Raw genomic sequence first — 19203 nt, 5'->3', positions numbered from 1 at the left:
ATGGCCTGGAGATCCGATGCAACAATCAGGGGTGACCACCCCAGTGACTCCTGACACGACCTCACGGCATGTGAGCCTGGCGCTGTTCGCGCTGGCGACCGGCGGGTTCGCGATCGGGACCACCGAGTTCGTCACGATGGGACTGCTGCCGCAGATCGCGGACGGTGTCCGCATCTCGATCCCGACGGCCGGTCATGTCGTCTCGGCGTACGCGCTCGGCGTCGTCGTCGGCGCCCCGGTGATCGCGGCGCTCGGCGCACGGACCGGGCGGAAACGCCTCCTGCTCGGGCTGATGGCGCTGTTCGTGCTCGGCAACGTGCTGTCGGCGATTGCCTCGAGCTACGAGTTCCTGATGGCCGCGCGGTTCCTGTCCGGCGTACCGCACGGCGCGTTCTTCGGGATCGGCGCGGTGGTCGGCGCGTCGATGGTGCCGCCCGGCCGGCGCGCGCGGGCGGTCGCGATGACGATGGTGGGCCTCCCGGTCGCGAACGTCATCGGCGTACCGGTGACGACGCTCCTCGGCCAGCAACTCGGGTGGCAGGTGCCGTTCCTCGCGGTCGGCGTACTGGGGTTGCTGACGCTGGTCGCCGTCTGGTTCTGGGTGCCGCCGCAGCCGGTCGGCGGCGACGTGAACGTCCGCAGCGAACTCAGCGCGCTCGCCCGTCCGCAGGTGTGGATGGCCCTGCTCGTCGGATTGGTCGGCTTCGGCGGCATGTTCGCGACGTACTCCTACATCACGCCGACGATGACGGAACTGTCCGGTTTCTCGCAGTCCGCCGTGACGATCGTCCTCGGTGTGTACGGCGTGGGCATGACCGCCGGCACCGTCCTCGGCGGGCGGCTCGCCGACCGGTGGCTGATGGGCAGCGTGTATGGCGGACTGGTCGCGGTCGCCGTCGTCCTCGGAGCGTTCGGATGGCTCGCGCAGACCCGCCCCGGGGCGCTGGTCGCGGTGTTCGCGATGGGCTGCTCGGCGAGCATCCTGGTGCCCGCGCTGCAGACCCGGCTGATGGACGTCGCGCACGAGGGCCAGTCGCTGGCTGCGTCGCTGAACCACTCCACGCTGAACATCGCCAACGCGCTCGGCGCCTGGCTCGGCGGCGTCGTCCTGGCCGCCGGCTACGGCTACGAGTGGCCGAGCCGCCTCGGCGCCGCCCTCGCCGTGGCCGGCCTGGTTCTGGCCGCGATCTCGGGCCTGATGGAACGCCGGGGGTCGACTCAGGTACTTGCCTGAGGGTTTCGTCACCGCCGACTTGGTTAGATCGGGGTATGGCGACCTTGACGTTGGGCGCGGCCGATCTGGTACGGCGGCGTGGGCTGCGGCAGATGCGGACGGTGGCGTTGTCGCTGCTCGTGCTCGCCGCCGTGATCTACGTGGCGACGCTGCACCGCAGTGGCGGCTGGGCGTACCTGAACGCGGCGGCCGAGGCGGCGATGGTGGGCGCGCTGGCGGACTGGTTCGCGGTGACGGCGCTGTTCCGGCGGCCGCTCGGGCTGCCGATCCCGCACACCGCGATCGTGCCGACCCGCAAGGACAGTCTCGCGGAGAGCCTGGAGCAGTTCGTCACCGAGAACTTCCTGTCCGAGGAGGTCGTGGCGGAGAAGATGGCGACGGCGCAGGTGAGCCGGCGCGTCGGCGAGTGGCTTGCCGACGGCAACCATGCCGAGCGGATCGTGGCGGAGGGCGCGCGGACGGTCGGGGCGGCGCTGCCGAAGCTCGGGGACGACGACGTGGCCGCGTTCGTCCGCGGGTCGTTGTTGCCGCGGTTCGTGAAGGAGCCGCTGAGTCCGATCGCCGGGCACTTCGTCCAGTCGGTGGTCGAGGACGGCGCGCACCACGCACTGCTCGACCTGCTGATGGTGGAGGCGCACGACTGGCTGGCCGCCAACCGGGACCTGCTCGCGGACGTGGTCGGTCCGCGGGCGCCGCGGTGGTCGCCGCAGTGGGTGGACCGGCTCGTGATCGACCGCATCCACCGCGAGGCGCTCGCCTGGCTGGCCGACGTACGCGACAACCAGACGCATCCGGCGCGACGGGCGATCGACCGGCTGCTCGGGCAGTTGGCGGACGACCTGCAGCACGACCCGGAGACGATGGAGCGGTTCGAGGCGTGGAAGGCGCGGATGCTGACGCACCCGGACATGAGCACCAGCCTGACCGCGGTCTGGGACGCGATGCGTACGGCGCTGATCGACGCGATCAACGACCCGAAGAGCACGCTCCGGGCGCGGGGGGTCAAGGCGCTGCAGGACCTGGGCGGGCGCCTGCAGGAGGACGAGCCGCTGCGGGCGAAGGTCGACGCCCGCGCGGCCGAGGCCGTGGGGTACGTCGTGCGCACGTACGGCACGGAGATCGTCTCGGTCATCTCCGACACCATCGAGCGCTGGGACGGTCGCGAGGCCGCCGCCCGGATCGAACTGCACGTCGGCCGCGACCTGCAGTTCATCCGCATCAACGGGACCGTGGTCGGCGCGCTCGTGGGCCTGACGATCCACGCCCTGAGCGAGCTGCTGTGAACGTCGTCTACCTGCGCAAACGCAAGCGTCCCGAGGGTTCGGGGCTGTGGTCGGCGTACCTGCTGGGCGCGGATGCCTTCGGCACCTGGTTCTACACACCGGCGCGGTCGCTGTTCCGCGGTGACAACGGCGAGTACTGCGAGACGGCCCAGCTCGGACCGGGCGGGCCGGGTGAACACTGCGTTCAGCTCGCACCGCACGACGGGTGGTGGTTCGCGTACTTCCGGCACAGCGGGTTGCTGCACGTCGACGTCAGTACGACGCCCGCGCTCGCCGGCGCGGAGTGGACCTTCGAGGACCTCGAGCTGGATCCGTTCCGGCGGGCCGACGGGGCGATCGGTACGGAGGACTGGGACGAGTTGGCGACGGCGCACGCGGCCGGACTGGTCAGTGACGTGGAGCGCGACGCGGCCGAGCGCGCCGCCCGGAGCTTGGAGCGTGACTTCGCGGGCGGCGCGGAGCCGTTCGGCACGGTCGGCTGGGACAAGCTGGCCGCGGCGGTAGCGCTCGGGCTACCGCCGCTGACCGACTTCGGGGACCGGCCGCTCAGCTAGGTCCCGGCTAGACGCCGCAGCTCGGGGCTTCCCAGACGTTGCTCGTGCGGATGTCGAGGTGGGTGTGGTCGTTGTGACCGGGGTAGCCCGGGCCGAGGATGCCGCCGAAGCCGTGGTAGCGGGCCTGCTTGGCGAGGGTGCAGAGCGACGGGTTGCCGACCAGGTCGGCGGACCGGCCGTACAGGTGCTGGCTGTTGCTGGCGCCACCGACCTGAGCGTTGCACGAGTAGCTGCGGAACCCGCTGGTGACGACGAGCGGCTGATCGCCGAGCGCGTGCCGCAGCGCTTCCAGGTGCCACATCGTCTCGAGCGCGTTGGCCTTGGTCGCCGCCGCGGACAGCGGGCCGCCGTCGAACCCGGAGCCGCCGCAGCCGTCGTCGAGTTCGCTGTACGTGAAGTGGATCGGCGTGCAGTCGTCGTCCTGCAGCGCGTAGATCTTGTTGAACGTGTTCTGCCCGGCGACGCCGTCCGCGACCAGTCCGTACGCCGACTGGAACCGCTGGACCGCCGCCTTGGTGGCCGGCCCGAAAGCGCCGTCGATCGCGAGATGACCGCCGTACCCGGGATAGCCGGAGACGCGGATCTGCAACTGCCGCACGTCCTCGCCACTGGCTCCCTGGCTGAGGGTGCGGCCCCACGTGTAACAGCCGTCCGCGTGCGCGACGCTCGTGGCGACGACCTGTGAGGTGGTGAGGGTTGCGGCGAACAGCAGGAGGATGGCGAGCAGTCGCGGCAACGGTCGAGTGATGGACATCGGAACAACCTCCGGGGCGGTGAAGGGAATGTGTCCAGACACAACGTTCCGGCAATTTCCGCCGCTTGGCCAGTACTTGATGAAACTTTCCGTCACCGTCACCTGGCGAGACTTTCCGTCATCGTCCGTTCATCTTCGTGAACCTCGCGCCCTGGATGATGAGCGCGGAACTGTCCCCGGCAGTTGTGGAGTTGGCACATGAAGGGCTTCGCACGCCCACGCGTGCTGGACGCGTTCGCGCGGATCTGCGCGCTGGCCGACGGCCAGCACGGTCTGGTGGCGATCGCGCAGCTGCGTGGCGAGGTGACCGAGCAGGTCCTCGCGCAACTGCAGGAGGCCGAGATCGTCGAGCCGGTGATCGAGGGCGTGCTCCGGGTCCGGGCCGGCGCGAGTCATCCGCACCCGACCCTCTACGCGACCTGGCTGCTGGCCGAGGCGTCCCCCGCGTGGGAACGGTCGCTGACCACCCTGGTCGTGTCGCATCGATCCGCCGCCCAGCTGTACGGCGCGGGAACTGCCGGCGGGGACGAGATCGAGTTCTCCGGCCGCGCCCGCAACGCACTGCCCGACGGCGTCACGGTGCACCCGCGCTCGGTCCAGGAAGACCAGTGCCGCGTGGTCGAGGGCCTCCCGGTCACCGGCCCGGCCCGGACGCTGGCCGACCTCTCCGAAGGCCAGGGGCTCGACCTGTCCGACCTGGGCCGGCTGGCCCGGTCCTTCATCAGCCAGGGCTGGACGACGGCCGACCAGCTCGGCGCCGAGCTGACGGAGCAGTTCGCCGGCCGCGAGCCGGCGTACGACGGTCCGGCCTGGCTCGAGTCCGCGCTCGACGCCGCTGCGAAGGGGTAACAGCATGCCGGGGTACGACGGTCACCTCGACCGCAAGCAGTTCCGTGGCGCCTTCCCGCGCTGGGGCCGGCTCATCGGGCAGCTCCAGCAGGTCAGCAGCCCGAAGTTCCCGGTCGATCGCGCCAAGCGGCAGCTGGTCGTCGGCGACTTCCTCTGCCAGCTGAACCGGGACGGTGACGCCTGGAAGAACACCGGCTCCAACCCGCTCCCGGCGTACGCCGAGACGTGGTCCGGGACGACCGATTCCGAATCCGGGATCGACCCGGTCTACGCGATGGCCCGCACCGCGAACGACCTCGACGTCTACAACGACGCGGTCGGCCACCTGCCGGACGACGAGTACCTGGCCCGGGTCCGGGAGTCCGTCCTCGCGGTCGCGCCGATGCGGCAGAACCCGCTCGACGGCGGCGAGGGCCTCGGCGGGCTGGTCCGCTACACGACCCGGAACGTCGAGGTCGCCGGCCGCGGGCATGCCGTCTTCACCATCGACGTACAGCCGGTCGACGACAGCCGCGGACCGCTTGGCCTGCGGCGCGACGGGGACGCGTTCACGATCGAGGTCGACGTGAAGATGCCGACCATGATCCAGCGGTCGAGCGAGTCCGAGCGGGCCCGGCGGTCGATCGTCGGCGTACAGCTCCCCGGCCTGAAGCCCATCACGCCGCTGCTGCGGCCGGTCGCGGACCTGGCGGCGGACAAGATGGCGGCCCTCGCCCTGCAGCCGGGCGTCGGCGACGGCATCGCCGCGCCCCGGTTCAAGGACATCGCCGACCTGTACTACATCGCGCGGACCTGTCCGGTGGACGGCGACAAGCTCCGGAAAGCGCTGGCGGAAAACTGGCACTGGCGCGAGGCCGGCCGCAGCGGGCCGCCGCACCCGTACCGCTTCTACGGGCAGGCGCCGGCCCGCGACGACGAGACCGAGATCCTTTGGGACCAGGGTTTCCGGCAGCTGCGGGCGCGGATCCCGCAGCTCCAGGACTACCCGGAGTTCAAGGAAATGACGGAAACCATCGGCACTTTCCTGGACGGTGCCGCCGATCCGTCGAACGGCGTGTGGGACCCGGCCGTCGGGCAGTGGCGGCCGTCGGTGCGCAGCGAGGTCGCCTCGACGATCGACCGCGCACTGGCTCCGGAGAGCAGGACGACGACCCCGCAGCAGCCGATGGTCCCGATGCAGCGGCACCTGTTCGTGTTCGACGTCGACCACACGCTGAGCAAGCACGACACCCTGGACACGCTGGCCGAGCTGGCGGGGCGGCTGCCCGAGGTCCAGGCGGCACAGACCGGGGACTACGAGACGTCGATCCGCGCCAAGATCGCCGTACTGCGTGGCGTCGACGAGTCACTCGTCCGCCAGGTGGCGGACGGCGTCGAGCTGAGCGAAGGCGCCGAGCAGCTGATCCGCGAACTGAAGGCCGCCGGCCACGAGGTCGCGATCGCGAGTGGCGGATTCGACGCCGTCGTCGGGCCGCTCGCGGAGCGCCTCGGCGTCGAGCGGTACGCGGCCGGGAAGCTCGGAATCGAGGACGGCGTACTCACCGGGGAGGTCAGCGGCCTGGTCGACGGCCCCGGGAAGGTCACGGCCATCCGCCGGTGGAACGAGGAACTCGGCATCCCACCGGAGCGCACCATCGCGATCGGGGACGGCAGCAACGACGTGGACATGTTCGAGGCGGTCGGCTTCGCCGCCGGCTACCAGCCCGGCACGGCCGCGGCCGCGGCGTCCCACACGATCCTCCGCGACATGGGCCAACTGAACCGCGTGGTCCACCTCCCACCCCCCGACCGCCTCACCACCCCAACCACCAGCCGCCGCGGCGCCTCCGAACGCACCGCCTGACAGTCGCGACATCCCCCGGGGTCGGGGAACACGTAATACCGTGTTCCCCGACCCCGCCGCTTGTCGAAATGTTCCGACGGCGAGGCAACCGTCCGGGCAGGCCAGGTGGTCGAGCAGGGTGTGAGCATCGACGACGGCGTGACGACGGCGCGCGCGACCCGCGTTGGATCCGGGTCGGCGCGGGTGACGGTGACGGGGGTGACAGCGGTGCACGAGGACCACGAGGGCGCGGACACCTTCGACGCGTTCGTCGCGGCCCGGTCGCGGGCCCTGCTGCGGACCGCGTATCTGCTGACCCGCGACCACGCGCTGGCCGAGGACCTGGTGCAGACCGCGCTGGCCAAGGCGTGGTTCCACTGGAGCCGGATCCGCGAGGACAACCCGGAGCCGTACGTCCGCCGGATCCTCGTCACGACGTACGCCTCCTGGTGGCGCCGCCGCTGGAACGGTGAGATCCCGACCGAGGAGCTGCCCGAATCGCCTACCCCGAACGGCGAGGACGGGCTCGACCTCTGGGACGCCATCGGCCGCCTCCCCCGCCGGCAACGCGCGGTCGTCGTACTGCGCTTCTACGAGGACCTCAGCGAGCCCGAGACCGCCCGGCTGATGGGCAGCTCCGTCGGCACCGTCAAGAGCCAGACAGCCAAGGCTCTCGCCAAGCTCCGCCTCGACCCCTCCCTTGTCACTCCGGCAGATCTGGAGACCCCGTGATGAACCTCCAGGACCTGCGCGACGAGCTCGCCACCCGCGCCACCTCCGCCGACCAGCACTCGGGAGACCTGCTGCCCGGCGTGCAGCAGAAGATCCGCCGCACCAAGCAGCGCCGTGCCTTCGGCGCGCTCGGCATGGTCGCCGTACTCGCGGCCGTCGCGGCCACCCTCGTGCCCACCATGCGCCCGACGCCGCCGGCCGACAACCCGCCCGAGGACTACACCCGGGACGGCCTCACGGTCCCCGGAACCGTCGGCAGCGACAAGTTGCTCAAGGCATGGATCGGCGACCGCGGCCAGAGCAGTCTGTCGTTCGCGTGGACCCCGACCACGGACTCGCTCACCGTCCACGCCAACTGCGAGGCCGCCGGCGCCCTGTACGCGATCCGCTTCCGGATCAACGGCTGGTACCTCGGTGACGCGAGCTGCGACACCGGCCCGGACGCGTGGGCGATGGGCAGCGGCGTCACGCTCGCGCCGGACTCGGCCTTCTGGCTGGCCTCGCCGGTCGGCAAGCCGGCGCAGGTCTCCGCCGATCTGATCGAGCTGGAGTCGGGCCGACCGGCTGGCAAGGACGGCCGGATGTGGTTCGGCATCTACTCCACCTCGCCCAACCCGCCGAGCAGCAACAGCGCACCGGCACGGTACGCGCCGGTCGACGCGGGCGCGTACCAGAAGGACGGCGTGGTCTACCGGAAGACGATCGGTGGCGACACCCTGGCCGCCGCGGGGGTCGCCGACCCGGGACGCCCCGAGGTGCGGTTCAGCTTCACCGCCACCGGAGCCAAGCTGTCCCTGCGCCCGTTCTGCACGGCGAACGCGGGCTCCGACGGCGACAACCCGCCGTACACCGTGGAAATGCGCATCGGCCCCGGGCAGCCGTTCAAGGCGACCTGCGAGGCGAGCTCGACCGACGCCGGGAAAGACGGCGGTCTCACGATCGCCTCGCCCGTGCCGGCCGGGCAACGCGTCGACGTGGTCGCGAAGATCTTGCCGACAAGCCCGCACCTCATCGGGATGCCGTCGGACGTCCGGCTGGGTCTGGGCGTCTACTTCCAGGGGCCGCAGCGGGTCGTCGACGGGATGGAGCTCCCGGAGCAGACGGAGGTGGCCGGGTACCGGTACCGGCTCGCCGAGGTGAAGACCGCGCCGGGCCCGGACCGGCGCCTCGCGACGGACACACCGGCGGATCGGCCGTACGTCGTCGCCTACGGAGGCTCGAGGCTCGGCACCGGCGAGTTCCGCGCCAGTCTCACGGTCGGCACGACCGAGACCGGCGTCGGCGTCGCGCCGGACGCCGGCGGCCTGGGCATCGGCTGGGACGCACACGGCGCCGCGCCCTCCGAGCGCGCCACCCTGACGGTCGCCGAGGGCAAACCCACCACGGGCACGCTGATCCTGGCGATCTACCTGCCGGACTAGGACCTAGACCCAGCTCTGCAGGTCGGCTGCGTCCTTCGCGAACTGCTCCGGTGAGTCGTCCGCGACGAACTCCAGCAGCGCGTTGATCTCGCGGTCCTCGGCGGCCAGGCGGTCGAGGACCCGGCGCCACAGGGACTCGCGGCCCGCGAGCGGCAGGCGGGCGTTGGACGGCCACCAGGAGAACACGTGGACCGTGCTCAGCCACGGCATCAGCGACTCCAGTTGCTGCAGGCACTTCTCGTCGTCCAGATCGACCGGCGGCTGCCAGTACGTCGTGAGGTTCGGCGCGCCGACGTCGAGCAGCAGCGTGATCGTCGAGTCGACCTCGTCGGTCAGCGTGTTGCGGTGGAACTCCATCGCGATCTCGATCCCCGCACCGGCGGCCATGTCCGCGAGCTCGCCCAGTCCGCGGGTCACCGCCATCCGGTCCCCGACGCCCGCGTCCGCCGTGCCGACGTTGCCGGCCCAGACCCGGATCCGGGGCGCGCCGAGCGCCTGGGCGGTGGCGATCGCGGAGCGCATCTCCTCGCGGTCGACACTGCCGGCGCGCAGGTACGAGCCGTACGCCGCGACCTGCAGGCCGTGCACCTCGGTCAGGTTCCGCACGCGCTTGGCGTTGACCAGGTTGCCGAGCGGGACGTGGACGTCACCACCCCACTCGATCGCCGCGAGCCCGGCCTTCGCCACCTCCTCCACCACCTGATCGACGGGCAACTGGCGGAACGTCACCGAGACCAGACCGGTCCTCACACCCACGCGCGCCTCCTCGTCTGCACCCCTCTATCCAACCGCATCACACCAGGGCGTCTCACGTCATGAGCAAAGTAGTTGGATGCGACTGTCGCACAGGCATACGCTGACGCCGTGCCGGAACAGCGACGAGGATTCATCTACGGGTTCACCGCCTACCTGATCTGGGGCCTCTTCCCGCTGTACTGGAAGCTCCTCGACAACTCCGACGCCGTCGAACTGCTGGCCCACCGGGTGCTCTGGTCGCTGGTGACGATCGTTATCCTGGTCGCCGTACTGCGGAAGTTCGGCCGGGTGAAGGCCCTGCTCGCCGAGCCTCGGCGCCGGTGGCCGTTGATCGCGGCGGCGTTCCTGATCTCGGCGAACTGGGGCACCTACATCTGGGGCGTCGGCAACGGTCACGTCGTCGAGACCTCGCTCGGGTACTTCATCACGCCGCTGTTCACCGTCCTGCTCGGGGTGTTCGTCCTCAAGGAACGACTCCGCCCGATCCAGTGGGTCGCGCTCGGGATCGCGTTCGTCGCGGTCGCCGGGCTGACGATCGAGAACGGCCGGCCGCCGTGGGTGGCGATCATCCTGACGTTCTCGTTCGGCTTCTACGGCCTGGCGAAGAAGCAGGCGGGCGCCGGCGCGATCGAGGGGATGGCCGTCGAGTCCGGCACCGTGGTCCCGTTCGCGGTCGCGGCGATCGTGGTGCTCGGGTTGCAGGGCGACGCGACGGTCGCGGACCACGGTACGGCGTACCTCGTGCTGGTGCTGCTGACCGGGCCGATCACCGCGGTACCGCTGCTGCTGTTCGGGGCCGCCGCGACGCGGGTCTCGATGACGACGCTCGGGCTGCTGAACTACATCGCGCCGATCATGCAGTTCATCTGCGGCCTCGTGGTGTTCCACGAGCGGATGTCGCCGATGCGCTGGCTCGGCTTCGGCCTGGTCTGGGTCGCGCTGGCGCTGTTCACCTTCGACAGCATGCACAACCGGCGCCGGATCATGGCGCTCGAACGGGCCGCGGTCACCGCATCCGCAGTGTGATTGTTCGACTGCTCTTCGCTCAGTAAGGGCAACCTAAGCCTTCAGACGTTCATCTGGGCTTCACTGGGAGAGTTCCCGGCTTCCCTAGGGTCGCCCGCGTGACCAAGTTTCTGCCATTGATCAGCCAGCTCGGCACCCGCCACGGTTCCCGCTCGTTCCGCACCTGCGAGTACAAGTGCGCCAACCAGTGCGACCACCCCGAGCCGAACACGTCCGGCAACGAGCACATCCAGAGCGTCATGCGGTCCGCGTTCAGCCGTCGCAAGGTGCTGGCGATCGGTGCCGCCGGCGTCGGCGCCGCCGGGGTCGCGACGCTGGCCGTGAATTCGCCCGCGATCGCCGACCAGACCGGCCGCGGCGCCGGCAGTGGTTCGGGGACCTTCCCGGGCTTCCCGCAGCGCGGTGAGCTGACCCACGGCGTCGTACCGCCGAACCGTGAGGACAACATCGTCGTACCGCGTGGCTACGAGCAGGCCGTGATCATCGGCTGGGGCGACCCGGTGCTGCCGGGCGCGCCGGCGTTCGACGCGTTCAAGCAGTCCGCCGAGGCGCAGGCGCGGCAGTTCGGGTACAACAACGACTACACGATGGTCGTGCCGCTGCGCGACGACTCGAAGGCGTTGCTGGTCTGCAACCACGAGTACACCGACGAGACCCTGATGTTCCCGGCCGGCAAGTACTCGGCCGCCGAGATCGTGAAGATCGGGATGGCCGCGCACGGCATGAGCGTGGTCCAGATCGAGCGCGTCGGCCGCAGCGGGCAGTGGCGCCGGGACAAGCGCCTGAGCCGCTACAACCGGCGGATCACGGTGAACACCAAGTTCGAGGTGACCGGCCCGGCCGCCGCCGACCCGCGCGTCGGGAAGGTTGCCTACGGCACCTTCGGCAACTGCGCCGGCGGTGTCACCCCGTGGGGCACGATCCTGTCCGGCGAGGAGAACTTCAACGGCTACTTCGACGTGACCGGCACGGTCCCCGCGGAGTACGTCGACTCCTTCAAGCGGTACGGCGTACCGACGACCGTCACCAAGACCGCGCGGCTGTGGAGCAGCGTCGACCCGCGGTTCGACCTGTCCAAGACCCCGACCGAGGCCTTCCGGGCCGGCTGGGTGGTCGAGGTCGACCCGTACGACCCGACCTCGACGCCGAAGAAGCGCACCATGCTCGCCCGGCTCAAGCACGAGGGCGCCACCACCACGTTCACCGCCGACGGCCGGATCGCCGTGTACACCGGTGACGACGAGCGCGGTGAGTACGTCTACAAGTTCGTCTCGGCCGGCAAGTACGACCCGGACAACCGCAAGGCCAACTTCGGCCTGCTCGACGAGGGCACGCTGTACGTCGCCAAGTTCACCGGCGACGGCGCCGCGGACGGGCTGTACGACGGCACGGGTCAGTGGATCCCGCTGACGTCGGACAAGAAGTCGTACATCGACGGCATGAGCGTCGCCGACGTCCTGATCAACGCGCGGGCCGCGGCGGACAAGGTCGGCGCGACCCGGATGGACCGCCCGGAGGACATCGAGCGCAACCCGCTCACCGGCCGGGTGTACGCGGCGATGACCAACAACTCCAACCGGGGCGGCACGTTCCCGGTCGACGAGGCCAACCCGCTGGCGAAATCGCACGTCCGCGACACGCTCGACGGCCCGTTGGTGGAGAAGTCCGGCAACCGCAACGGCTACATCCTGGAGCTCAGCGAGGAGGGCGACGACGCGGGCAAGACCGGGTTCGTCTGGACCCTGTTCCTGGTCTGCGGCGACCCGGCCGCGCAGGAGACGTACTTCGGCGGCTTCGACAAGTCGAAGGTCAGCCCGATCTCCTGCCCGGACAACGTCGCCTTCGACGGCTCCGGCAACCTGTGGATCTCCACCGACGGCAACGTGCTCGGCTCGAACGACGGCATCTTCACGGTGCCGGTGGCCGGCCCGAACCGCGGTCAGGTGAAGCAGTTCCTGTCCGTGCCGTTCGCCGCGGAGGCCTGCGGCCCGCTGGTGTCCGACGACGACAAGACCGCGTTCGTCGCCGTACAGCACCCCGGCGAGACCGACGACGCGACCTTCGAGAAGCCCACCTCGACCTGGCCGCACACCGACAAGTTCCCCCGCCCCGCCATCGCCTGTGTCTGGCGCCGCGACGGCGCCCGCGTCGGCAGCTGAACCCTTCTCGAGGCCCGGCGCTGTGGTGCCGGGCCTCTTGACCGGCGGTATTCAGGACATTTAGTATCCAGGTTATGAAGATGAACGAGGGCGTCGAGTGGGCGATGCACAGCTGTGTGAACCTCAGCTGGGCGCCCGGCGAGGCGGTCACCGCCAAGCGGCTCGCGGCCTTCTACAACCTGCCCACGGCGTACCTGAACAAGCAGCTCCAGGCGCTTACCCGGGCCGGCATCCTCAGCTCGGTCTCCGGCCCGAAGGGCGGCTTCCAGCTCGCCCGCGACCCGCGCAACATCTCACTGCTGGACATCGTCGTCGCGATCGACGGGCCGGACGACGCGTTCCGCTGTATGGAGATCCTCAAGGAAGGCCCCGGCGCCGACGCGCGGGCCGACTACACCAAGGTCTGCGTCATCTCGCAGGCCATGCGCGGCGCCGAGCTGACCTACCGCCGCGAACTGGCGAGCCGATCGATCGCGGACATCGCCGACGAGGTCGTCCGCCTGAACCCGAGCGCGCCCGACAACACCCGCAGCCGTTTCGCCAACCTGAAGTCCTGAACCATCCACCTTTCCCCTGCCGTTTCCCCAGAAGTTGATTCTGGATATCCAATATCCCGAATAAGCCGTCCGCACCACCACCGAAGGAGATTCCGATGACCATTCTGATTCGTGCCGCCGAGGCCGAGGAGCTGTCCGCGAGTGGGGTCAGCCTGCTGGCCGACGTACCCGACACCGATGGGCACCTGACCAGCCACCGGTCGATCTTCCTGCCCGGCAAGGAAGGCGCTCCCCCGCACCTGCACCGCGAGGCCGCCGAACTGTTCTTCGTCCTGAACGGCTCGCTGCGCGTCCTCACCGGCGAGGACCTGATCGAGCTCCACCAAGGCGACTTCCTGCACGTCGCCCCGAACACCCCACACGCCTTCGAAGCCGCCGGCACCGAGCCGGCCGAGGTCCTCTTCGTCCTGACCCACGCCAAGCCCCGCTTCGGCTACTACCGCCTACTGGAACGCGCCTACCGCGGCGAAACCGACTGGTCCGAAGTAGCCAAAACCAGCGACCTCTACGACAACCACTACGTAGAAAGCCCCACCTGGCAGCACCGCTGACGCGACGGGGCCGCGAGCTCGCCAACACTTTGTGCACCAGATCCGTACGGCGGCAACGCGCTGATACAGATCCGGTGCACAAAGTGGCCAGGCGAGCCTAGGCGGGCCCTCGGGACGTGAGGTGTGACACGGGGTGTCACAGTCTCGGGGGCTGCGGTGTCGTATGGATGACGGAGGAGGTCCTGCGATGCAGCGTCCGTGGAGCAACCTACGAGCGAGAGTGTTTCCTGATCACTGGTCGTTGTTGTTCGGCCAGATCGCGTTCTACAGCTTCGTTGTGATCGTGCTGACCGGTGTGGTGCTGACGGTGCAGTACGAGCCGTCGACGGAGCCGGTCGTGTACGACGGGCCGTACGGGCCACTGCAGGGTACGGAGGTGTCGCGGGCGCTGGACTCGACGCTCGCGCTCTCGTTCGAGACCCGTGGCGGGCTGCTCGCCCGTCAGATGCACCACTGGTCCACGCTGATCATGGTGGCGGCGATCACGCTGCACCTGCTGCGGCTGTTCTTCAGCGGCAGGTTCCGGCGGCCGCGGCGGCTCAACTGGCTGGTGGTCTTCAGCCTGCTGATCGTCACGCTGGGCGCCTGCCTCACCGGTACGTCACTACCGGACGACATGGCGTCCGGGACCAGCCTCGCCGTACTCGACGGTGTTCTGCAGGCGACCCCGTTCGTCGGCTCCGCCCTGTCGTACCTGCTGTTCGGCGGCGAGTTCCCCGGCAACGTGATCACGTGGTTCTACCCGCTGCACGTCGTCGTCCTGCCCGCCGTACTCGTCCTGCTTTTCGTCGCCCTCGCGGTCCTCGCGCTCAAGCACAACCCGATCGCCCAACGGAAGTCGCCCGTCGCCACGGTGAAGAGCGTCGGCCTGTTCTGCTTCGTGGTCGGCGTCTCGGCGCTGATGGCCGCGACCGCGACCATCAACCCGGTCTGGCTGTACGGCCCGGCCGACCCCGCGGACACCTCCGCCGGTGTCGGGCCGGCGTGGTACCTCGCCTTCCTGGACGGCTCGCTCCGGCTCGCGCCGGGATGGGAAGTCGTGTGGTGGGGCAAGACGATCAGCCTGGCCGTCCTGCTGCCGGTCGCTGCGTGCACACTGTTCCTCGCGCTCGTCGCCGTCTACCCGTTCCTCGAGGAGCGACTGACCCGCGGCAAGTGGGATGAATCCGAGCGGCCGCGTGACAACCCGACCCGCACCGGCATCGGCGTCGCCGGCATCACCTTCTACGGCGTCCTCTGGGCCGCCGCCGGCGCCGACACCATGGCCCTCCAGTTCCACATGTCGGTGAACACCCTGCTGCGGGTGTTCCAGGTCCTGCTGATCGTCGGTCCGCCCGCCGCACTGTTCATCACGCGCCGCGTCTGCCTCGGTCTCCAGCAACAGGACAAGGACATCGCGGAGCACGGCATCGAGACCGGCCGGATCGTCCGGCTCCCCAGCGGCGGGTACGTCGAGGACCACCGCCCGTCGAAACGCCAACTCACCCCACGGTGATCCCCGCGGCGGCACGCCCGTACGTCGTGCCGCCGTGGATCCTGCCCGTGGTCGTGGACAGCGGCCGTGCACTCGCGGCGTTCCGCGTCGCGATGATCTCGGCCGCGATCGAGATCGCGGTCTCCTCGGGAGTGCCGGCGCCGAGATCCAGACCGGTCGGCGAGGACAACCGCGCCAACTCGTCTTCGGTCACGCCCGCGGTCCGCAGCCGGGCCAGCCGATCGTTGTGGGTACGCCGCGAACCCATCGCGCCGATGTAGCCGGCGTCGGTGCGCAAGGCCAGTTCCAGCAGCGGTACGTCGAACTTCGGATCGTGGGTCAGCACGCACAGCGCCGTACGGCTGTCGACCTGATCGAGCACACCGGCGAGGAAACGGTGCGGCCAGTCGACCACGACCTCGTCCGCCTCGGGGAACCGGGCGCGGGTGGTGAACACAGCCCGGGCATCGCACACCGTCACGTGATAGCCGAGGAACTTGCCCACCTGGGCCACGGCGGCGGCGAAGTCGATCGCTCCGAACACGAACATCCGCGGCGGCGGCGTGAGCGCCTGCACGAACACCGCGACGTCGGTACGCCGGCACTCCCCGCGAGCGCCGTACTGCCGGACCGCGGTGGTGCCGCTGGCGAGCATCGCCACCGCGTCCTCGACCACGGCCGCGACCAGCCCGGCATCGCCCAGACTGCCGACCACCCGGTCGGGCTCGACGATGATGCGGCGCCCCAGACGATCCCCCGCCGTGACCACGGTCGCGACCGCCACCGGCCGCCCCGACTCGACCGCAGCGGCCACCGACTCGAACTCCGCGAACGAGACCGGATCGATCGGCTCCACCAGAACCTCGATCACGCCGCCGCACGTCAGCCCGATCGCGAACACGTCCTCGTCGGACACGCCGTACCGACGGACCGCCGGCACGCCCGTCCGGATGACCTCCAACGCCACCTCGTACACGTCGGACTCGACACAACCGCCCGACACGCTGCCCACCACGACGCCGTCGCCCGACACCGCCATCGCCGCGCCGGGCTGCCGGGGAGCCGAGCGGAACGTCCCGATCACCGTGGCGAGCGCGAACCGTCCGCCGTACCTCTCGCCGTACCCCTCGGCGAACCACTGGCGGACGTGCGGCAGGACGTCACGCACCCATGTCCTCCGCGCCGGCCTTGACGGCTTCGCGGATCCGCGAGTACGTGCCGCACCGGCAGATGTTGCGCAGCTCGTCGAGGTCCGCGTCGGTGAGGTCGCGTCCCTCCGCCTTCGCCTGCCGGACCTTCGCGACGGCGGCCATGATCTGACCGGGCTGGCAGTACCCGCACTGCGACACGTCGTACTTGAGCCAGGCCTCCTGCATCGGGTGCAGGTCCTGGCCGACCGTCGCCGGCAGCCCCTCGATGGTGGTCACCTCGTCCGTCGGGTCGAGGTCCTTGACCGGCACCGAGCACGGGTTGAACGCCTTGCCGTTGATGTGCGAGGTGCACGACCTGCAGACCTGGATCCCGCACCCGTACTTCGGGCCGGTGACGCCGAGCAGGTCGCGCAGGACCCACAGCAGCCGGACGTTGTCCTCGGCCTCGACGCTGATCTGCTTGCCGTTGAGCTTGAAGCTGTGCGTTGGCATGGATTCCCTCAGAACGTGTGGTCGAGGCCGTCGGTCGGCGACTGCGGGGTGGACGGCTGCAACGGCAACGGCTCGAACCCGAGCTTGCCGTGGTTGATCGGGAAGTACGTCGGCATGGTGCCGGTCGCCCGCGCGTAGGCACAGGCGACCGCGGCGAACGCCGGAGCCACCGCCAACTCGCCGGCGCCGCTCGGGCTCTCGCTCGTGTTCGGCATGATCACCACCTCGACGTCCAGCGGCGAGTTCCACTCGCGGGTGTAGAAGTAGTTGTCCCAGCTGCCTTCGAGCGGGATGCCGTCCTTGATGTGCAGGCTCGAGGTCAGCGCCAGCGCGATCGCGTCCTGCAGACCGCCGATCATCTGGGCCTCGAGGCCGCGCGGGTTGACGCAGAACCCGGGATCGACGACGATCACCGCCTTCGTCACCCGCGGGCCGGTCACGCCTTCACCCTCGACCGGCCGGTTCACCGTCTCGGGCCGGCAGTCGATCTCGACCAGGGTCGCGACCGCGGCCCGGTACTCCGAGTGCACACCGACGCCCTGCGCCGTACCCTTCGGCATCGTCCTGCCCCAGTTGCCGACCTCGGCCGCCTTGTTCAGCACCGCGAGCAACCGCTGGTCCTTGAGGAAGTTCCGGCGGAACCGGACCGGGTCCTGGCCCATCTTCGCGGCCAGCTGGTCGACCATCAGTTCCTCGGCGCAGACCACGTTCGGCGAGTAGATGTTGCGCATGCTGCCGGTGTTGAACTTCAGCGGGATCTCGTTGAGCAGCTGCGTCGTGACACCGAAGTTGTACGGCGAGGTCTGGGTGAGCGCGAAGATCGTCTGGGCGAACGACAGGTTCCCGGCGACCGGCAGATCCGCGGCGAACGCCGTGATCATCTCGCCGAGGCCGTGGCCGAAGTCGGTCTCCACACTGGTGTGGCGCTGCTCGTAGCTGAGCACGTTGCCGCCCAGGTAGTTCACCCGGACGCGGGACGTGCACATCGGATGCGTGCGTCCCTGGCGGAAGTTGTCCGTGCGGGACCAGGACAGCTTGACCGGCTTGCCCATCTTCTGCGAGATCTCCGCGGCCTCGGCCGCCACGTCGTGGAACAGGTGCCGTCCGAACGAGCCGCCGCCCTGGACGACATGCACCTTGACCGCGTCGATCGGCAGACCGAGCTGCTTGGCGATGTCTTCCTGCGCGAGGATCGGTACCTTGAGACAGGACCAGATCTCGGCGCTGTCCGGGCGGACGTCCGCGATCGCGCAGTCCGGCTCGAGCGGGCTGTTGCTGGCGAACGCGAACACGAACTCGGCGTCGATCGTCTTCGACAGCAGCGGCGGAACGGCCATCGGCAGCTGGGCCGCCCGCAGCTTCGCCAGCACGGTCGCGTCGGACTCGTCGTCGACCGTGCCCGGTCCCCAGGTCGCGTCGACCTTCTGGATCGCGTCGATGCACTGGCCGAAGGTCTCGGCCCTGATCGCGACACCGTGGGTGATCCCCACGACATCGGTGACACCGGGCATCGCGCGCAGCGCGGCGAGGTTGTTGATCGACCGGAGCGTGCCGTTGATCGTCGGCGGCCTGGCCACCATGGTCGGCTTCGCGTTCGGGACCTGCAGGTCCATCGCGAACTGCTTGCGGCCGGTAACGCTGTCGAACGCGTCAACCCGGGTGCGCGGCTGCCCGAGGACCTTGAACTCGGACGGGTCCTTGAGCTGCGCCGACACCGCGATCGTCGTGGCGCTCGCCGCGGCCTCGGCCAGCGATCCGTACGTCGCCGTACGGCCGCCGGGTCCGCTCACCACGCCCTTGCGCGTGGTCAGCTGCTCGGCTCCGGCATCCCACCTCGCCGCGGCCGTCTCCACCAGGCGCTGCCGGGCGATCGCGGCGGCGGTCCGGACCGGGAGGTACATGCTGCGCATCGAGTTCGACCCGCCGGTGAGCTGGTTCATCAGCAGCTCCGGACGCGCGTCGGCGAGGGCGATCTCGACCTTGTTCATCGGGAGATCCAGCTCTTCGGCGACCATCATCGCGAACGCGGTCGTGATGCCCTGGCCCACCTCGCAGCGCGGCACCGCGAAATACGCGGTCCCGTCGGCCTTGATTTCCACGGTGATCAGGCCGGACGTCGGTGCCGCCGCGAGGTTCTGCAGGTCGCCGAGGTCGAAGATGTTCTCCGGCTGCGGCAGCGACGGAACCGCGGCGTCCGCCGCACGCGGGCCGGACTCGTTGGCGAACCAGCTCACGCCGACCGCGAGCGTTGGCGCCGCGATCAGGTACCCGAGGACGCGACGCCGCCCGAGCAGGCCGCGTCCGTCGGTGTGTTCGGCCGTACTGCGTTCGACCATGAGGGTCCTCCGTGCTTCGAGCAATGCTGGGAACGCAGTCTGGCACCGCCGG

At 69.9% G+C, this 19203-nt stretch carries 17 protein-coding genes; 12 read left to right on the top strand and 5 right to left on the bottom strand.

Annotated elements, in window-relative coordinates:
* The first annotated feature begins 43 nt into the window (after nucleotides 1-43).
* From BJY22_RS10175 to BJY22_RS10165, 3 genes are read left to right on the top strand one after another with little or no spacing between them, the layout of a single operon-like run.
* Nucleotides 44-1234 (top strand): MFS transporter, encoded by a 1191-nt coding sequence (locus tag BJY22_RS10175; protein WP_337758466.1) that lies wholly within the window; start codon nucleotides 44-46, stop codon nucleotides 1232-1234.
* Nucleotides 1235-1269: 35 nt separating this feature from the next.
* A complete protein-coding gene (locus BJY22_RS10170; RefSeq protein WP_167205595.1) occupies nucleotides 1270-2517 on the top strand; it encodes a DUF445 domain-containing protein in 1248 nt (415 codons plus the stop codon).
* A complete protein-coding gene (locus tag BJY22_RS10165; protein WP_167205593.1) occupies nucleotides 2514-3071 on the top strand; it encodes a ribonuclease FAU-1 family protein in 558 nt (185 codons plus the stop codon). Before BJY22_RS10170 ends, BJY22_RS10165 begins: the two co-directional genes overlap by 4 nt.
* 7 nt (nucleotides 3072-3078) lie before the next feature.
* Here the strand turns inward: BJY22_RS10165 and BJY22_RS10160 are convergent, their stop codons facing one another.
* Nucleotides 3079-3825: a D-Ala-D-Ala carboxypeptidase family metallohydrolase gene (locus BJY22_RS10160; RefSeq protein ID WP_167205590.1), complete on the bottom strand. Its 747-nt coding sequence runs from the start codon at nucleotides 3823-3825 to the stop codon at nucleotides 3079-3081.
* Nucleotides 3826-4023: 198 nt separating this feature from the next.
* On the opposite strand from BJY22_RS10160, the gene BJY22_RS10155 reads away from it, so the two are divergent.
* The 4 genes from BJY22_RS10155 to BJY22_RS10140 all read left to right on the top strand — a co-directional run bounded on the left by BJY22_RS10155 (nucleotide 4024) and on the right by BJY22_RS10140 (nucleotide 8649).
* Nucleotides 4024-4674, top strand: a complete 651-nt coding sequence (locus tag BJY22_RS10155) for a hypothetical protein (protein WP_167205588.1) — start codon at nucleotides 4024-4026, stop codon at nucleotides 4672-4674.
* 4 nt (nucleotides 4675-4678) lie between these two features.
* Nucleotides 4679-6517 (top strand): HAD-IB family phosphatase, encoded by a 1839-nt coding sequence (locus tag BJY22_RS10150; protein WP_167205587.1) that lies wholly within the window; start codon nucleotides 4679-4681, stop codon nucleotides 6515-6517.
* Between the two features lie 120 nt (nucleotides 6518-6637).
* The gene (locus BJY22_RS10145) at nucleotides 6638-7228 is read left to right on the top strand and encodes a SigE family RNA polymerase sigma factor (RefSeq protein ID WP_337758462.1); all 591 of its coding nucleotides are present in this window, start codon (nucleotides 6638-6640) and stop codon (nucleotides 7226-7228) included.
* Nucleotides 7225-8649 (top strand): hypothetical protein, encoded by a 1425-nt coding sequence (locus BJY22_RS10140; RefSeq protein WP_167205585.1) that lies wholly within the window; start codon nucleotides 7225-7227, stop codon nucleotides 8647-8649. The genes BJY22_RS10145 and BJY22_RS10140 overlap by 4 nt, the downstream gene beginning before the upstream one ends.
* A gap of 3 nt (nucleotides 8650-8652) precedes the next feature.
* On the opposite strand, the gene BJY22_RS10135 is transcribed toward BJY22_RS10140, so the two are convergent.
* Nucleotides 8653-9405: a TIM barrel protein gene (locus BJY22_RS10135; RefSeq protein ID WP_167205583.1), complete on the bottom strand. Its 753-nt coding sequence runs from the start codon at nucleotides 9403-9405 to the stop codon at nucleotides 8653-8655.
* A gap of 108 nt (nucleotides 9406-9513) precedes the next feature.
* Between BJY22_RS10135 and rarD the strand changes: the two genes are divergently transcribed.
* From rarD to qcrB, 5 genes are all read left to right on the top strand, one after another.
* Entirely contained in the window at nucleotides 9514-10431 is a 918-nt protein-coding gene (gene rarD / locus BJY22_RS10130) for an EamA family transporter RarD (RefSeq protein WP_167205581.1), read from the top strand.
* Between the two features lie 98 nt (nucleotides 10432-10529).
* Nucleotides 10530-12590 carry an alkaline phosphatase PhoX gene (locus BJY22_RS10125; protein ID WP_167205579.1) on the top strand — a complete coding sequence of 687 codons (2061 nt, stop codon included), beginning with the start codon at nucleotides 10530-10532 and terminating at the stop codon, nucleotides 12588-12590.
* A gap of 74 nt (nucleotides 12591-12664) precedes the next feature.
* A complete protein-coding gene (locus BJY22_RS10120; protein WP_167205577.1) occupies nucleotides 12665-13147 on the top strand; it encodes an RrF2 family transcriptional regulator in 483 nt (160 codons plus the stop codon).
* A gap of 95 nt (nucleotides 13148-13242) precedes the next feature.
* Complete coding sequence (locus tag BJY22_RS10115; RefSeq protein WP_167205575.1) at nucleotides 13243-13698, top strand: cupin domain-containing protein; 456 nt, start codon at nucleotides 13243-13245, stop codon at nucleotides 13696-13698.
* Between the two features lie 163 nt (nucleotides 13699-13861).
* Nucleotides 13862-15193, top strand: coding sequence for a cytochrome bc1 complex cytochrome b subunit (qcrB, locus tag BJY22_RS10110; protein WP_238350332.1), 1332 nt, complete (start codon nucleotides 13862-13864; stop codon nucleotides 15191-15193).
* Here the strand turns inward: qcrB and BJY22_RS10105 are convergent.
* Genes BJY22_RS10105 through BJY22_RS10095 form a run of 3 tightly spaced genes read right to left on the bottom strand, consistent with a single transcriptional unit; the run spans nucleotide 15180 to nucleotide 19151 of the window.
* Nucleotides 15180-16340, bottom strand: coding sequence for an XdhC family protein (locus BJY22_RS10105; protein WP_167205571.1), 1161 nt, complete (start codon nucleotides 16338-16340; stop codon nucleotides 15180-15182). The two genes, qcrB and BJY22_RS10105, sit on opposite strands and share 14 nt — an antisense overlap.
* A complete protein-coding gene (locus BJY22_RS10100) occupies nucleotides 16333-16815 on the bottom strand; it encodes a (2Fe-2S)-binding protein (protein ID WP_167205569.1) in 483 nt (160 codons plus the stop codon). The genes BJY22_RS10105 and BJY22_RS10100 overlap by 8 nt, the downstream gene beginning before the upstream one ends.
* Before the next feature lie 8 nt (nucleotides 16816-16823).
* On the bottom strand, nucleotides 16824-19151 hold the full coding sequence (locus BJY22_RS10095) for a molybdopterin cofactor-binding domain-containing protein (RefSeq protein ID WP_167205567.1): 2328 nt from the start codon (nucleotides 19149-19151) through the stop codon (nucleotides 16824-16826).
* Between the last annotated feature and the right edge of the window lie 52 nt (nucleotides 19152-19203).

The organism is Kribbella shirazensis (assembly GCF_011761605.1).
Lineage (GTDB): Bacteria > Actinomycetota > Actinomycetes > Propionibacteriales > Kribbellaceae > Kribbella > Kribbella shirazensis.
The sequence above is the reverse complement of the archived record's forward strand: the minus strand, read 5'-3'. Positions and strand labels throughout refer to the sequence as shown.

Coding starts and splice junctions, on each gene's coding strand:
- BJY22_RS10170 (WP_167205595.1), top strand. CDS start 1,270: ATGGCGACCTTGACGTTGGGCGCGGCCGATCTGGTACGGCGGCGTGGG.
- BJY22_RS10160 (WP_167205590.1), bottom strand. CDS start 3,825: ATGTCCATCACTCGACCGTTGCCGCGACTGCTCGCCATCCTCCTGCTG.
- BJY22_RS10155 (WP_167205588.1), top strand. CDS start 4,024: ATGAAGGGCTTCGCACGCCCACGCGTGCTGGACGCGTTCGCGCGGATC.
- BJY22_RS10150 (WP_167205587.1), top strand. CDS start 4,679: ATGCCGGGGTACGACGGTCACCTCGACCGCAAGCAGTTCCGTGGCGCC.
- BJY22_RS10120 (WP_167205577.1), top strand. CDS start 12,665: ATGAAGATGAACGAGGGCGTCGAGTGGGCGATGCACAGCTGTGTGAAC.
- BJY22_RS10115 (WP_167205575.1), top strand. CDS start 13,243: ATGACCATTCTGATTCGTGCCGCCGAGGCCGAGGAGCTGTCCGCGAGT.
- qcrB (WP_238350332.1), top strand. CDS start 13,862: ATGGATGACGGAGGAGGTCCTGCGATGCAGCGTCCGTGGAGCAACCTA.
- BJY22_RS10100 (WP_167205569.1), bottom strand. CDS start 16,815: ATGCCAACGCACAGCTTCAAGCTCAACGGCAAGCAGATCAGCGTCGAG.
- BJY22_RS10095 (WP_167205567.1), bottom strand. CDS start 19,151: ATGGTCGAACGCAGTACGGCCGAACACACCGACGGACGCGGCCTGCTC.